Origin of the sequence: Candidatus Jettenia sp. AMX1, assembly GCF_030263775.1 — a bacterium.
In the GTDB taxonomy this organism is placed as follows: Bacteria; Planctomycetota; Brocadiia; order Brocadiales; family Brocadiaceae; genus Jettenia; species Jettenia caeni.
In genome coordinates this window covers 25920-39767 of the sequence record NZ_SZPP01000031.1, presented here as the reverse complement: position 1 = coordinate 39767, position 13848 = coordinate 25920, and the positions used below count along the sequence as shown (strand labels likewise).

Below are 13848 nucleotides of genomic sequence, written 5' to 3'. Positions count from 1 at the left end.
GATGCTGCCATTAGTAATGCCTATATTCAATTTAAGGCAGATGAGATACATTCGGATGCAACCTCGCTGATCATCCAGGGGGAAGCTGCCAATAATGCCGCTGCGTTTACCTCTGTTGACGGGAACATGTCATCCAGACCAAGAACAACGGCTGCAGTGTCATGGTCGCCGGCAGCCTGGCTAATAAAAAAAGAAGTTGGTCTCAACCAGAGGACGCCCAACATATCCTCAGTCATTCAGGAGATTGTAAGCCGTGCCGGGTGGTCAAGCGGCAATTCGCTGGTGATTATCATTACAGGCACTGGCAGACTTTACCGAATCCACCGGGCGCCGTGACTACTACCTGGAGTAAGGTCAGTGGCCCAGGCACAGTGACCTTTGGCAATGCGAATGCTATCGATACAACGGCAAGCTTCTCGGAGGCCGGTACGTATGTGCTGAGTCTAACGGCCGATGATGGTGAATTGAGCCCAAGCGATGAGATAACCATTGTAGTATCGAACCCCATCGTGAACCAGCCACCAACGGTAGATGCAGGGGCAGATCAATCGATTACGTTCCCGGATAGTACAATCCTGGATGGAACGGTAACGGATGATGGTCTACCAACAGGCACCGTAACGACTACCTGGAGTGTGGTGAGTGGTACGGGTACCGTGACCTTTGCTGATACGAGTGCTGTAGATACAACGGCAAGCTTCTCGGAGGCCGGTATGTATGTGCTGAGTCTAACGGCCGATGATGGTGAATTGAGCCCCAGCGATGAGATAACCATCGAGGTAATACAGCCCATTATAAACCAGCCACCCACAGTAGATGCGGGGGTAGAACAATTAACGGTTACCTTACCGGACAGTGCAACACTGGATGGAACTGTAACGGATGATGGCTTACCGACCGGTACCATAACGACTACCTGGAGTGTGGTGAGTGGTACAGGTACGGTAAGCTTCGGTGATGCCAATGCCGTGGATACAACGGCGAGCTTCTCGGAGGCCGGTACGTATGTGCTGAGTCTAACGGCCGATGACGGTGAATTGAGCCCAAGCGATGAGATAACCATTGTGGTATCGAACCCCATCGTGAACCAGCCGCCCACAGTAAATGCAGGAGCTGATCAATCGATTACGTTACCAAATACTGCAATCTTAAATGGTACGGTATCGGATGACGGTCTGCCGAATCCACCTGGAACAGTGACAACTATCTGGAGTATGGTCAGTGGACCGGGCACGGTAACCTTTGGCGAGGCGAATGCTGTTGATACAACGGCCAGTTTCTCAGCGGCAGGGTCGTATGTCCTGAAGTTAACAGCCGATGATAATGAATTGAATACCAGTGCTGAGGTAAGTATAACGGTATCCGACTGACACTCAATCTGCAAAGTGCATATTCATGCCTGGAATTTATCCCTTTGGTGGATTCGCTTCGCTTAATCAGGAAATGAAAGAAAAACAAGCAATTATTCTTCTTATCAGGAGATATACCCCTCCGGACACGAGAAGGAGGGGTTACACAGGGAGGATGATCAGATGAAATGCGGTAAACTATGAAAATAAGAATACGGAGGGAGTAGGATTCGAACCCACGGGAGGCTTTCGCCTCCAGCAGTTTTCAAGACTGCCGCCATAGTCCACTCGGCCATCCCTCCTGTTATTAAAAGTTGTACTCTGGCTTACAAACTTCTTCTAAAACTTTTTTGGCCACAAAGATCGGAGTATTCTTAAGCATTGCTAATGCAATAGCATCGCTGGGTCTGGAATCAATTTCCACAACTGAATTATTTTGTTGCACTATAATCTTTGCATAGAAGGTATTATTTTTCAGATCATTAATAATAATCCTTAGGACCTCTGCATTCAGACCTTCTATTACATTGCTAATGAGATCATGTGTAAGAGGCCGTGGAGTGGTAACACCCTTAACTGCCCTGTCGATTGCCCATGCCTCATGGAGACCGATAACTATCGGAAAACTCCGCTGCCCTTCTTTTTCCTTTAAGACAATAATCTGATGATCGCTTGTCTCGGTGATTATAATTTTTGAGAGTTCCATAAGAACCATACGAAGTCCTCTCATGTAAGCGATATAGGGAATAAATATAATGTATGCTATGTCTTTATCTATGGACAAACTATGAAAATTCTAACACATCACCCCTTTTTGTCAAATGTTTTTTAATTTAAACATGACCAATCCTGATATTATTTATTGTTGTATGATGGACTTGTGAAACTTTATTGACACTCTGCAAATTGACTGCTATACTGATTTTACTTATGATAATTTCATACATTGCAGAGTATAATAATGTCGTATTTCTACCAATCAAAGAGTCTTGCCAATAGTTTTTTATTTATCCTGCCCCTGTTGATCTTATATGAAGTGGGAATTGCATTGCAAGATTCAAAGATCAAGAATACCGCAGATGTTATTGTAAAGACTCCCTTGGCGCTATTTGGTAAAAATAGTTCTTTGATATTTAATCTATTAGTTATTATTTTTCTCATTGCATCGATATTTTATATAGAAAAGGAATATCAGCTCAGTATTTTGGTATTTATTCCCATGATCATAGAGAGTATGGTTTATGCCCTTTTTATCAGTTACGGAATTGGGTTTATCGTTTATAAAATAGTATCGTCCTGCACCATTGCTATACCTTTTTCCCTGAGCATATGGATGGGAATTATTCTTTCTATCGGAGCGGGAGTTTACGAAGAAATTGTTTTTCGGCTTATTTTAATTACATCATTATACTTTTTATTTGCGGTTCTCTTAAAAATAAATAAACCTATTAGCGCTGCAATAAGCATCCTAATCGGGGCATTTCTGTTTACTATTATGCATTATGTGGGAACCCTCGGTGATACCTTTACCTATACCAATTTTACCTTCCGGATGTTATCCGGAATAGTATTATCGGCCATCTTTTTGTCTCGCGGGCTAGGCATTGCCGTTTATACCCATGCAATTTACGATGTATTCACAGTCTTAAAACCTTTTTATGCTTAGAGGGAAAATTTTGTGGAAAATATTATCGTTGGCATTACCGGTGCCAGTGGGGCTATTTATGCCCAGCGTCTCTTGCATATCCTCAGTAAGAAGGAATACAATATTCATCTATCGATATCAGATGCTGCGGCCATCGTTATCAAACATGAATTGGGAATCGATCTTAATGATAATCAACCGAATCTTATAAGGCTTCTTGGTTGTGCGCCGGATAATGTTATCTATTATCGCAACTCAGATATCAGCGCAACTATCGCCAGTAGCCGATATTCTATCAAAGCAATGGTGATAGTTCCCTGCAGCATGAATACCCTCTGCTCTATTGCCTGCGGTATTTCGAATAATCTCGTTCAACGCGCTGCAAGTATAACTATGAAAGAAGGCCGAAAACTCGTGCTCGTACCACGCGAAACACCATTTTCTTCCATTCATTTGGAAGCTATGTTAAAATTATCTTCGGCAGGGGCATGCATCCTGCCTGCCGCGCCCGGGTTCTATTATAATCCGAAGACCATAGCAGATCAGATAGATTTTGTTGTAGCCAAGATATTGGATGTATTGGGTATAGGGCATAGTCTCATTCCCCAATGGCATGGTGAAGAACTTATGTATCGTGAGTGACGATATGAGGATGTACTCATCGAAGGTTTAAAACCTACTCCTACTCATGAGAAAATGGAGATGGAGGGCGAGGCTTTGGCCTTTAATCCCCCCTACCCCCCCTTTAAAAAAGGGGGGAAAGATGCATAAGTTTAAAAAAGGGGAAAGGATGAGCAGTTTAGAAAAGGGGGAAAGAAGGAAGGATTTTTTCTTGAGAAAAGTTTGCCTGATCAAACATATCAAACTTTTCCCCCTTTTCTAAAACATTCATCACTTCCCCCTGTTCTAAAGCATTCACCATTTCCCCCTTTTTTAAAGGGGGACTAAGGGGGATTATGGGTGGTTTGTTATTCTTCACCGTTTCCATAATTTTAACTTAACGTATATGGGGAATGCTATGGAAATTGATAAATTCCAGAAACTTATAGAAGAGATGTATCTAAAAAAAGACGCAAAACGAGGTCTATCCAAAACCTTTATGTGGTTTACCGAAGAGGTCGGGGAACTTTCCCGTGCTTTGAGAGAAAACAATAAAGAAGCATTGAAAAAAGAATTTGCTGATGTGCTTGCATGGCTGTTTACCCTGGCAAGTTTATCAGGAATCAAGATGGAAGAAACTATCGATAAATATACTGCGGGATGTCCCGTATGTAGCAGAATTCCTTGTGCATGCAAGGAAGAATAGGAAGGTATATGGCAGATACGAATGCTCATGTTAATCCACCCGGGGCGGAATGGCAGCCTGTTTATATCAAGAAGGGTCGGGGCGCTGGTTTTTGGATTGCGGTTGGGATTGCCTCGTTCTTTTTCTTATGCACCCTTTTTTTATTCATACTCTTTATCGGTTCTCTCCTGTTAGGAAGGGCATTCCTTGGCGTAACGCCAGAAGGTAAAAAACAAATATTCGAGACCATTGTCGAAGGAAAAGGGGAAGATAAGATTGCCATAGTTCCCATCAAAGGCATATTAACGAATGAGTCAGGAGATGGCCTTTTTATAGAAAAACACAGCATAGTCGAGGCGGTAAAGCAGGATCTCGAACAAGCCACGCAAGACTCGCATGTTAAGGCCGTAATTTTAGAAGTTAACAGCCCTGGCGGCGGTATTACGGCCAGCGATGTTATTTACAACAGAATTATGAAATTTAAGGCTGATACCCAAAAAAAGGTTGTTGTATACATGGGGGATATTGCTGCATCCGGTGGGTACTACATTTCCGCTGCGGCCGATGCCATTGTGGCACATCCAACAACAATTACCGGTAGCATCGGGGTTATTATGCCATTAATAAATGTGGCAGAACTTATTAACCGATATGGCATAAAAGACAATTCTATCGCCTCCGGCGCTATGAAAGAAATCGGCTCTCCATTCAAACAGATGACTCCGGAAGAAGCAAACATTCTAAAAGATATTATCCATGAGCTTTATATGCAATTTGTAACCGTGGTTTCCACAGGCAGGAGCATGGATGTTGAAACGGTAAAGAAACTTGCAGATGGAAGAATATATACCGGTAAACAAGCCGTTGAAAAGGGATTGGTCGATCGACTTGGTTACCTGGAAGATGCCATTCATGTAACCAGGAAATTATCAGGACTTTCTGAGGCAACTGTTGTAAGATACGAAAAACCATCCGGGCTGGCGGGTATGTTTGGATTACTATCCAGAAGACTTTTTCAAAATACTACCATCAATTTGGACATCTTACAATTTTATGAGCAGGATAGTATAAAGCCCATGTATTTATGGACCGGTCATACTATAAATAAATAGATTTCAGTATTTTGAGCAATTATAAATTACGTAATAATCTATGATACGTGTTCGTTTCGCGCCATCACCTACCGGTCTCTTACACATCGGAAATGCACGCATGGCCGTTTTTAACTGGCTCTTTGCAAGGCGGCATAAGGGCGCCTTTATCCTGAGGATTGAGGATACGGATGTTGCCCGCTCGGAAAAAAAATACATGGCACAACTCATCGAAGACCTGCATTGGCTAGGGATAACCTGGCAGGAAGGACCTGATGCTGGCGGCCAGTACGGCCCCTATCTGCAGTCGGAGCGGTTACCTATCTATAACGATATTTGTCAAAAATTTTTAGACGAGGGATTGGCATATCGGTGCTATTGCACCCCTGAAGAGTTGGAAGAACGCAGACAAATTGCCAAACTGACAGGGAAACCACCCCGGTACGATAACCGTTGCCGAAGATTAACAGATGCGCAAAAAAAGACCTTTGCTTCCTCAGGTCTCGGTTTTACTGTTCGTTTTCAAGTGCCAGATGAACTCCTTGTATTTGATGACCTGATTCGGGGAACCTGTCAATTCGATATGAGCCTGATAGGAGATTTTGTGATTATGAGATCTGACGGAACACCCTCTTTCCACTTTGCTGTTGCCGTGGATGATACCCTGATGCGTGTTACTCATGTTATCCGTGGAGAAGACCATTTATCAAATACACCTTGTCATATAGTACTTTTCCATGCTTTGAAGCAGAGACCGCCCCAATTTGCCCATCTTTCACTCACTATGGGCACAGACCGTACCTTACTGAGTAAACGACATGGGGCATTTTCTCTGACTGAATACCGTAAATTGGGCTATTTGCCAGAAGCTATTCTCAACTACATGATGCTCCTCGGATGGGCGCCAAAAGATAAAAGAGAAAAATTTACCATCGATGAGATCGTTGATACGTTTGATATAAACACCATGAGCAAAGCGCCCTCGGTATTCGATCAGCAAAAATTAGATTGGTTGAGTGGACAATACATCCGGGAAGCAAACCTGGAAAGGCTTACAAACCTGGCGATACCTTATCTGCAAGCAGCCGGCTTCGTTCCTCCGGACGAGTCTCAAATTGACAGATCTCGGTTAAGAGCAGTTATCGATGCCACACGGGGCAATATATCCTATCTGTCTCAAATTGTACAAGAAGCAGATATCTTCTTTAAAGATACTATAGTCAGCGAAAAGCATATTGAATTTTTATCATTAGAGACATCACGGATTGTACTCTCGTTATTTCTTACGGAACTTCAAAAAATACCTGCCGTCTCCCCTGAAATTTTTCAGGATATTTTAATAACGATAAAAAAAGAAACAAACATAAAGGGGAAAGGACTTTATCTGCCTATCCGTATCGCTTTAACAGGACGGGAGCATGGTCCTGAACTGTATTCTATTGCCAATATTTTAGGCATTGATGTCTGCAAGAGGAGGATTGAGAGATTTCTCCTGACACAAAACAAATAATAATTGGTATATATTCATAACGAAAAATAATACAAAATATTCAGCATATTAAGAAAGAGAGTATGGCGCTAAAATTTTATAATTCCCTAACGAAAAAAAAGGAAATTTTTACACCGTTACATGAGGGACGTGTTACTCTGTATGTGTGCGGTCCTACCGTTTATGATCATCCCCATATCGGGCATGCCAAGAGTTATGTTAGTTTTGATGTGATTGTCCGCTATCTTCGTTATTTAGGCTATAAGGTACGCTATGTGCAAAATATTACAGACGTAGGACATCTTACCGATAATGCAGACACGGGTGAAGATAAAATCGTCAAACGTGCGCAAAGAGAGCGTGTGGAACCTGCAGAACTTGTTGAAATATATACACGAAGTTACTTCGAGGATATGGATGCATTGAACAATGTAAGGCCTGATATTTCACCACGGGCAACAGCACACATTCCCGAGCAAATTGAGCTTTTAGAGAAATTAATTGAAAAAGGGTATGCTTACGTATCGCACGGTTCTGTTTATTTTGAAGTCCAAAAATTTAAAGAATATGGAAAACTCTCGGGAAGAAAACAAGAAGAACTTGATGCAGGAGCCAGGATAGAAATAAACCCTGAGAAACGATACCCATCCGATTTTGCCCTGTGGAAGAGGGCAGAGCCAGGCCATATCATGAGGTGGAAAAGCCCTTGGGGAGAAGGCTTTCCCGGATGGCACCTTGAATGTTCTGCCATGTCAATGAAATATTTGGGACCGACTTTAGACATTCATGGAGGCGGATTAGAAAATACCTTTCCCCATCACGAATGCGAAATCGCACAAAGTGAGGCAGCAAACGATCAGCCATTTGTCAGATACTGGATACACAATAATATGGTTACCGTAAACGGTCAAAAGATGGGAAAATCCCTTGGTAATTTTATCACCCTCAAGGATGCCTTTAAGAAGTACCGCCCGTTAACGGTGAGGTTCTTTATTCTTACAACTCATTATCGCAGCCCGTTAGATTTCAGCAATGAGGCGCTTGATGCCGCAGATAAGGGCCTTGAACGCCTGTATAATACCATTCAACATTTACGGGAGCGGTTAGCGCATGCACAGGATGGTTCGACCCCATCTCACCTTTATGAAAGATTAGAACACCATAAAAAAGCGTTTATGGAAGCAATGGATGAGGACATCAATACTTCCGATGCCATTGCCGTACTCTTTGATGTATCGAAAGAAGTTAATACGCTCCTCAATTCCGGTGAAGAGATCGGCAAAAAGTGTTTAGAAGACATTCATGCACTTTACCAGCAACTTGGTGGTGATATTCTTGGCATCATACCGAATGTCCTCGAGTCTGAACAGAAAGGTGAAACAGATACCCTGAAAAATATCATGGGCGTGCTTATAGATACCCGGTGTGAGTTGCGTAAGGCAAAACAATGGCAATTGTCAGATTTTATTCGTAATAAACTCCTGGAAATAGGTATTACCCTGGAGGACAAACCGGACGGTACGGTATGGAGAAAGATAAAATAAGTAATGTATAAATACTACATACATGTCGCTCCTGCGGAGCTTCATTTGATTCATTACACTCCATTTCTACAAACAGATCATTCCTAAGGAACTTTTACAAATAAATTGTCCTTTTAGCTCCGTTAGGAGATACCATTTATAGATTATGTCCCACACTAAGGTTATGTAATAGCAACTGCTGACTCATGATAACAATCTTTTGCCTCCTGTGATTTTTTTATAAAATATTTCAAAAGAGAGAAGATAATTTCGTATGCCGATCGAAAATATTTTATTATTGGTTGCGGTATTGATATTCGTAAGCGTCGTTTCAAGTAAGCTTTCCGATAAGTTTGGAATTCCTATCTTGTTACTATTTTTGGTAATCGGGATGCTTGCCGGTTCAGAAGGAATAGGTGGTATTTATTTTGATGATGCGATGTTAGCCAAGTCCGTTGGCGTTGTGGCCCTCATCTTTATTATTTTTTCCGGAGGGCTTGATACCAAATGGAAAGACACTAAATCAGTTATTTTGCCGGGAGCCATCCTTTCGACGGCAGGGGTTTTAATGACCGCAATCTTTACAGGGTTCTTTGCCGTCCATATCCTAAAATTTTCTCTTTTGGAAGGAATGCTGCTTGGTTCCATAGTTTCTTCAACTGATGCCGCCGCTGTATTCAGTGTTTTAAGGTCTAAACGAATAAGCCTGAAACAGCCTTTGAAGCCGCTGCTTGAGTTTGAGTCTGGCAGTAATGACCCGATGGCTATTTTTTTGACTGTCGGATTTATCAGTATCCTGACGGTGGAAAATATGAGTATTGCCGCCTTGATTCCCAAATTTATGCTGGATATGAGTGTGGGATCTCTCGTAGGTTATTTCATGGCGAAATTTATTATATTCTTCATTAACCGTCTGAAGCTGGGATACGAAGGACTTTATCCGGTAATAATGATTTCGCTCGTGCTGCTAACATACGTAATTGCAGTTTTTCTGAAAGGCAACGGAATCCTTGCGGTATATCTTGCCGGTTTAATGCTGGGGAAGGCAGAGTTTCCACATAAAAAGACGATCATAAGATTTCACGATGGTTTGGCTTGGCTTGCGCAAATTGTAATGTTTATAACACTGGGATTGCTTGTTTTTCCTTCGCATATTGTTCCATTAATAGGGGCAGGGTCTTTGCTTACATTTCTTCTTATGGTAGTTGCTCGCCCTGTTAGTGTATTGTTGTGTCTGTTGCCGTTTAACATGAATATGCGACAGAAAGTTCTGGTTGCTTGGGTTGGTCTTCGGGGATCGGTTCCGATTATCCTGGCGACATTTCCTTTTATGGCAGGCATCCCACAGGCAGATACTATTTTTAATATCGTATTTTTTGTCGTTATTGCGTCAGTTTTTATCCAAGGAACGTCTATTCCGATCCTTTCAAAAATATTGAAGCTGGACGTTCCCTTGGCTTATAAGATGCATTATCCCATCGAATTCGAAAAGACAGCGGATATCGATGCCGAATTGATAGATGTTATTGTTCCATTTGACTCAGAAGTGGTGGGTAAGAGAATTAGCGATTTAGATATTCCAAAGAAATGCCTTATTGCGCTTATTTGTCGGGACGGTAAATTTGTTATACCATCAGGATCTATGGTTATAGAAAGTGGTGATGTCTTGCTGGTACTAGCAAATACAGCTGATTTTTTGGTTTTTCAACAAACGCTGGCGCATCTTAAAAAAGAAGGGTAATAAATTATCAGCAGAAGAAAAAATAGATGAGACGGCTGCTTGTTTTTGTTCTGCCTATTTGGATTATCGCGGCTATTTGGTTTACGGTGTTTGATATTATGCAGATTCACTTAAAAGATTTTTTCGGTAAATATAGACTTACTGATATTATCCCTTAAATACAGGTTCTTATGGCTGTTAACGTATTAATGCAAAATTATACAGATGCCCTGAAAGGGTGAATTGATTATAGATAAGAAATTACCCGTAAATCAAATCCCGAAGGGATGACACCGAAGCACAGATGTATCATGTCACCCCTTCGGGGTTGAGAATCTTTTTTCTCTCTTTGCTATAATCATGACATCCCTTCGGGATTGGTGAAGAAAAAATCCCTATACCCGAATCATGATATCTCTTTTGCAAGCTTATACATAGCTTCCGAAAGGGTTATTAATTGGTCCAGGTTTAAAACTTCACCTCTTACCCGCTCATCGAGCTGCATATTTTGGATAAGTTCTTTTATCTGTTCCCTCGATATTTCTGGCAATTTCAATTGTTCGAGACTATTGAGTAATGTCTTACGCCGTGAGGTAAATATAGCATACATGATATTTTTAAAAAATGAATAATCTGTTATTTTTCCCGCATATTTTTCTTTATGAATAACTACCTTAACGATAGCTGAATAGACTTCTGGTTTTGGCCAAAACACCTGCGGAGGCAAGGTCTTCACAACTTTTACTTCTGAAAATAATTGAATAATAAGAGATAGTATACCGTATTCCCGAGTACCAGGAGTTGCCGCCATGCGTTCGGTAATTTCTTTCTGAAGCATGAGCACCATCAGATCTATGGATAGATCACTCTCTAAAAGATTAATAATTACCGGTGTGCTAATGTTATAGGGCAGATTGGAAACTACTTTTATTTTGGTCTGATTATATTCCCGAAGCCAATTCTGTATCAAAGATAAAACGTCCCGGTTTAATTCATGTTTCGTCTTTAAAATATCGGTATTAATAAGGGTAATATTTTTATATAATTTCAGTATATCAGATGATACTTCAAATAACTTTTTGTCGATCTCAACCGTAAATACATGCCGGGCTTTTTCAGCCAGGAGTCTGGTTAATCCGCCAGTTCCTGTGCCAATTTCCAACACCACATCATTTTCATTCAGACCGGCAATTTCCGGAATCGATACTAAGATATTCTGATCAATAAGAAAGTTTTGTCCAAAACGCTTATTCAGCATAATCCCTCTACTCCTAAAGATGTGCTTTAGTATAGATGGGGTATGGGGAAGAAAATGTATTTCTTTTGATGACATGTATGTTTGATCGTAAAGGAAAATGGTACGTATTACCGTGACCGGTGTAACTTCCGTATCAGGTATAGAATAAGCTCTAGAGAAGCAGGAATTATACTATCTCTTCATCCTCTGGCCGCCATGCCGGGTCTACTATACAGAGGAATTTCAAATCACCTGAACCCATGTTTTTAATATATTGTACTGAGTGTGGCGGAATGTAGATTGCCTGATTCGGATAAACCTTCTCAAATTCATTGTCGATATACATAACTCCTTCTCCTTCCAGAATATAATATACCTCTGAATGAATGAGTTTATGGCGCCGCGAGGTCTCACCGGGTTTGACAATAGCATACGCCAGACTATAGCGTAGTTTCAAGTTCTCTTTCAGTGGATGCAGGAGTTCACGGAGAATTGTGTTATCTCTGGCGGTAAATTGCTCACATTTCTGTAAATCTTTTATAAACATTTGATTATCTCCTCTCCGTGCAATGTGACATCTGTGCGGCCATTTTTATGGCCTCTATCATAGAACGTGGATTTGCAATACCCTTACCAGCAATATCATATGCAGTACCATGGTCAGGTGATGTACGTACAAATGGAATGCCTAAAGTAATATTTACCCCCGTCTCAAAGGCATGTAATTTCAAGGGAATTGCACCCTGGTCATGATACATAACAACTACCAGATCATAAGCATCTTTCAGTACCCTGTAAAATACGGTATCGGCCGATACAGGGCCATCACACCGAATACCCTTTTTCCTTGCCTTTTCAATGGCAGGGATAATAACCTTTCTTTCCTCATCTCCGAATATACCTTCCTCCCCTGCATGAGGGTTTAAACCACAAACGGCAATCCGTGGCTTGTTAAGGTTAAAATATTTTTTAAGATTATCATTGCTCATAGTTATTGTCTCAAAAATATTTTCCACGGTAAGTAAATGTGGCACATCCTTTAAGGCAACATGTGTGGTCACAAAGGCCACCCTCAGTTTTCCACCCACCATAAGCATAACAACACGTTCAACACCTGAAAAAATACGGAGCATCTCGGTATGTCCGGGATAACCATACCCACCTAAATGGATAGCCTCCTTACAAATGGGAGCCGTAACAAGGGCATCGATGTATCTGGTCATTGCGAGATTAATGCCTCTGAGCACCCATTGAGCAGATAAGTCACCTCCTTCCATTGTAGGTTTTCTCTGCTTCATAAGACTCGATTTCACATTACCTATGGATAAGAGAAAAAGAGATTGTTTTGAATCTTCAATTTCTGATATATGAGATATTGTTTGATAGCTTACCGGTATTTTTAATGGTTTCGCTGTCCGCTCTAATACCTCATCACTGCCAATGATGACATAATTCGCACTCTTTCTTATTGTTGTGGATTTCAGCGACTTTAAGATAATCTCAGGTCCGATCCCGCATGGGTCGCCCATGGTGATCCCGATGAGTAATTTTGATCTTTTATCTTTTGCCATATCGTTTTGTATTTAACTACCTAGAGAAATCCCTGTTCCATTAATTGCCCTTGCGTAATATTGACCTTTTTCTCCCGGGTATTTATTAAGAGTTTTTTAATCCACTTACCCATCATATCAATCTCAACATTCACCAGGTCACCTGTTTTCCTGAATCCTAATGTGGTCGAAGCTAAGGTATAAGGAATCAATGCCACAGAAAAAAAACTATCGGTAACGCCAACGATCGTGAGACTAATACCATCGATGGCAACAGAGCCTTTCTCAATCATCATATCAGTAAATATTTTCCCGGTAGAGAAGGATAGAATACACTGATCGGCAGATTGCTTCTTTTCTTTTATGGTACCTATGCCATCCACGTGCCCTGAAACAAAGTGCCCTCCCAACCGGTCTCCAACCTTTAATGCCCTTTCAGCATTGACTTTTTCAGCATGTCCTAGGGTACCTAACGTAGTCCTTCTCAGGGTTTCGCCGGAAACATCGAAGCTAATTATCTGCCCTTCGATTTCTTTTACCGTAAGACATACCCCGTTAATAGCCATACTCTCCCCAAGCTTAAGATCTTCGTAAAAACCATTTACATCGAGAAACAGTTCCCCACCGCCCGCCTTCGGTAATAATTTCTTTACTGACACTACATGTTCAATAATACCGGTAAACATAAATAAAATTTTTAAAATAGGCTTTCGGCGACTTAAAATACTTATTTTCCCGACACTGACCCATCCCCTTCACCCCATATGCATCAAGTTGTCGTTTAGTCAAGGGCGGCACTGACAAACTCTGTTTGTCAGTGTGTTATATTCCCTATCCACGTTGGCATTTGAAGCAAGCACGGACAAACGATCCCTGCTTAAGACATACAGGGACAGGGTTTGTCCGTGCCACCCTGAAAACCGCTTACATACAATGAAAATTCCTCTACAATCAAGCTA

At 41.4% G+C, this 13848-nt stretch carries 14 protein-coding genes, 1 tRNA gene and 1 pseudogene; 10 read left to right on the top strand and 6 right to left on the bottom strand.

Going from position 1 to position 13848, the window contains the following annotated elements; translation table 11 throughout:
- Both FBQ94_RS10500 and FBQ94_RS10495 read left to right on the top strand, forming a co-directional pair.
- A pseudogene (locus FBQ94_RS10500) lies at nucleotides 1–336 on the top strand (hypothetical protein); the annotation flags it as partial.
- Entirely contained in the window at nucleotides 261–1370 is a 1110-nt protein-coding gene (locus tag FBQ94_RS10495) for a PKD domain-containing protein (RefSeq protein WP_285442123.1), read from the top strand. The pseudogene FBQ94_RS10500 and the gene FBQ94_RS10495, both read left to right, overlap by 76 nt.
- 194 nt (nucleotides 1371–1564) lie before the next feature.
- Here FBQ94_RS10495 and FBQ94_RS10490 read toward each other — a convergent pair.
- Nucleotides 1565–1651: transfer RNA gene (locus FBQ94_RS10490), tRNA-Ser, on the bottom strand.
- A 5-nt stretch (nucleotides 1652–1656) separates the two neighbouring features.
- A complete protein-coding gene (locus tag FBQ94_RS10485) occupies nucleotides 1657–2064 on the bottom strand; it encodes a bifunctional nuclease family protein (RefSeq protein WP_007222908.1) in 408 nt (135 codons plus the stop codon).
- A gap of 246 nt (nucleotides 2065–2310) precedes the next feature.
- On the opposite strand from FBQ94_RS10485, the gene FBQ94_RS10480 reads away from it, so the two are divergent.
- The 8 genes from FBQ94_RS10480 to FBQ94_RS10445 all read left to right on the top strand — a co-directional run bounded on the left by FBQ94_RS10480 (nucleotide 2311) and on the right by FBQ94_RS10445 (nucleotide 10281).
- Nucleotides 2311–3015, top strand: coding sequence for a CPBP family intramembrane glutamic endopeptidase (locus FBQ94_RS10480; RefSeq protein WP_007222909.1), 705 nt, complete (start codon nucleotides 2311–2313; stop codon nucleotides 3013–3015).
- Between the two features lie 12 nt (nucleotides 3016–3027).
- The gene (locus tag FBQ94_RS10475) at nucleotides 3028–3636 is read left to right on the top strand and encodes a UbiX family flavin prenyltransferase (protein WP_007222910.1); all 609 of its coding nucleotides are present in this window, start codon (nucleotides 3028–3030) and stop codon (nucleotides 3634–3636) included.
- A 376-nt stretch (nucleotides 3637–4012) separates the two neighbouring features.
- Nucleotides 4013–4300, top strand: a complete 288-nt coding sequence (locus FBQ94_RS10470) for a MazG nucleotide pyrophosphohydrolase domain-containing protein (RefSeq protein WP_007222912.1) — start codon at nucleotides 4013–4015, stop codon at nucleotides 4298–4300.
- Between the two features lie 8 nt (nucleotides 4301–4308).
- Complete coding sequence (sppA, locus tag FBQ94_RS10465) at nucleotides 4309–5391, top strand: signal peptide peptidase SppA (RefSeq protein WP_007222913.1); 1083 nt, start codon at nucleotides 4309–4311, stop codon at nucleotides 5389–5391.
- Between the two features lie 40 nt (nucleotides 5392–5431).
- Nucleotides 5432–6880 (top strand): glutamate--tRNA ligase, encoded by a 1449-nt coding sequence (gene gltX, locus FBQ94_RS10460; protein WP_040544509.1) that lies wholly within the window; start codon nucleotides 5432–5434, stop codon nucleotides 6878–6880.
- 62 nt (nucleotides 6881–6942) lie between these two features.
- Nucleotides 6943–8403, top strand: coding sequence for a cysteine--tRNA ligase (gene cysS, locus FBQ94_RS10455; RefSeq protein WP_007222915.1), 1461 nt, complete (start codon nucleotides 6943–6945; stop codon nucleotides 8401–8403).
- A gap of 253 nt (nucleotides 8404–8656) precedes the next feature.
- Nucleotides 8657–10123 (top strand): potassium/proton antiporter, encoded by a 1467-nt coding sequence (locus tag FBQ94_RS10450; protein WP_007222916.1) that lies wholly within the window; start codon nucleotides 8657–8659, stop codon nucleotides 10121–10123.
- Between the two features lie 26 nt (nucleotides 10124–10149).
- Nucleotides 10150–10281, top strand: a complete 132-nt coding sequence (locus FBQ94_RS10445; protein WP_285442122.1) for a hypothetical protein — start codon at nucleotides 10150–10152, stop codon at nucleotides 10279–10281.
- 227 nt (nucleotides 10282–10508) lie between these two features.
- Here the strand turns inward: FBQ94_RS10445 and rsmA are convergent, their stop codons facing one another.
- The 4 genes from rsmA to ribE all read right to left on the bottom strand — a co-directional run bounded on the left by rsmA (nucleotide 10509) and on the right by ribE (nucleotide 13575).
- Nucleotides 10509–11360: a 16S rRNA (adenine(1518)-N(6)/adenine(1519)-N(6))-dimethyltransferase RsmA gene (gene rsmA, locus FBQ94_RS10440; protein WP_007222917.1), complete on the bottom strand. Its 852-nt coding sequence runs from the start codon at nucleotides 11358–11360 to the stop codon at nucleotides 10509–10511.
- A gap of 166 nt (nucleotides 11361–11526) precedes the next feature.
- The gene (locus FBQ94_RS10435; protein ID WP_007222918.1) at nucleotides 11527–11886 is read right to left on the bottom strand and encodes a cupin domain-containing protein; all 360 of its coding nucleotides are present in this window, start codon (nucleotides 11884–11886) and stop codon (nucleotides 11527–11529) included.
- 4 nt (nucleotides 11887–11890) lie between these two features.
- Nucleotides 11891–12910 (bottom strand): 4-hydroxythreonine-4-phosphate dehydrogenase PdxA, encoded by a 1020-nt coding sequence (pdxA, locus tag FBQ94_RS10430; protein WP_007222919.1) that lies wholly within the window; start codon nucleotides 12908–12910, stop codon nucleotides 11891–11893.
- A gap of 20 nt (nucleotides 12911–12930) precedes the next feature.
- The gene (gene ribE, locus FBQ94_RS10425; protein ID WP_007222920.1) at nucleotides 12931–13575 is read right to left on the bottom strand and encodes a riboflavin synthase; all 645 of its coding nucleotides are present in this window, start codon (nucleotides 13573–13575) and stop codon (nucleotides 12931–12933) included.
- Nucleotides 13576–13848 lie beyond the last annotated feature (273 nt).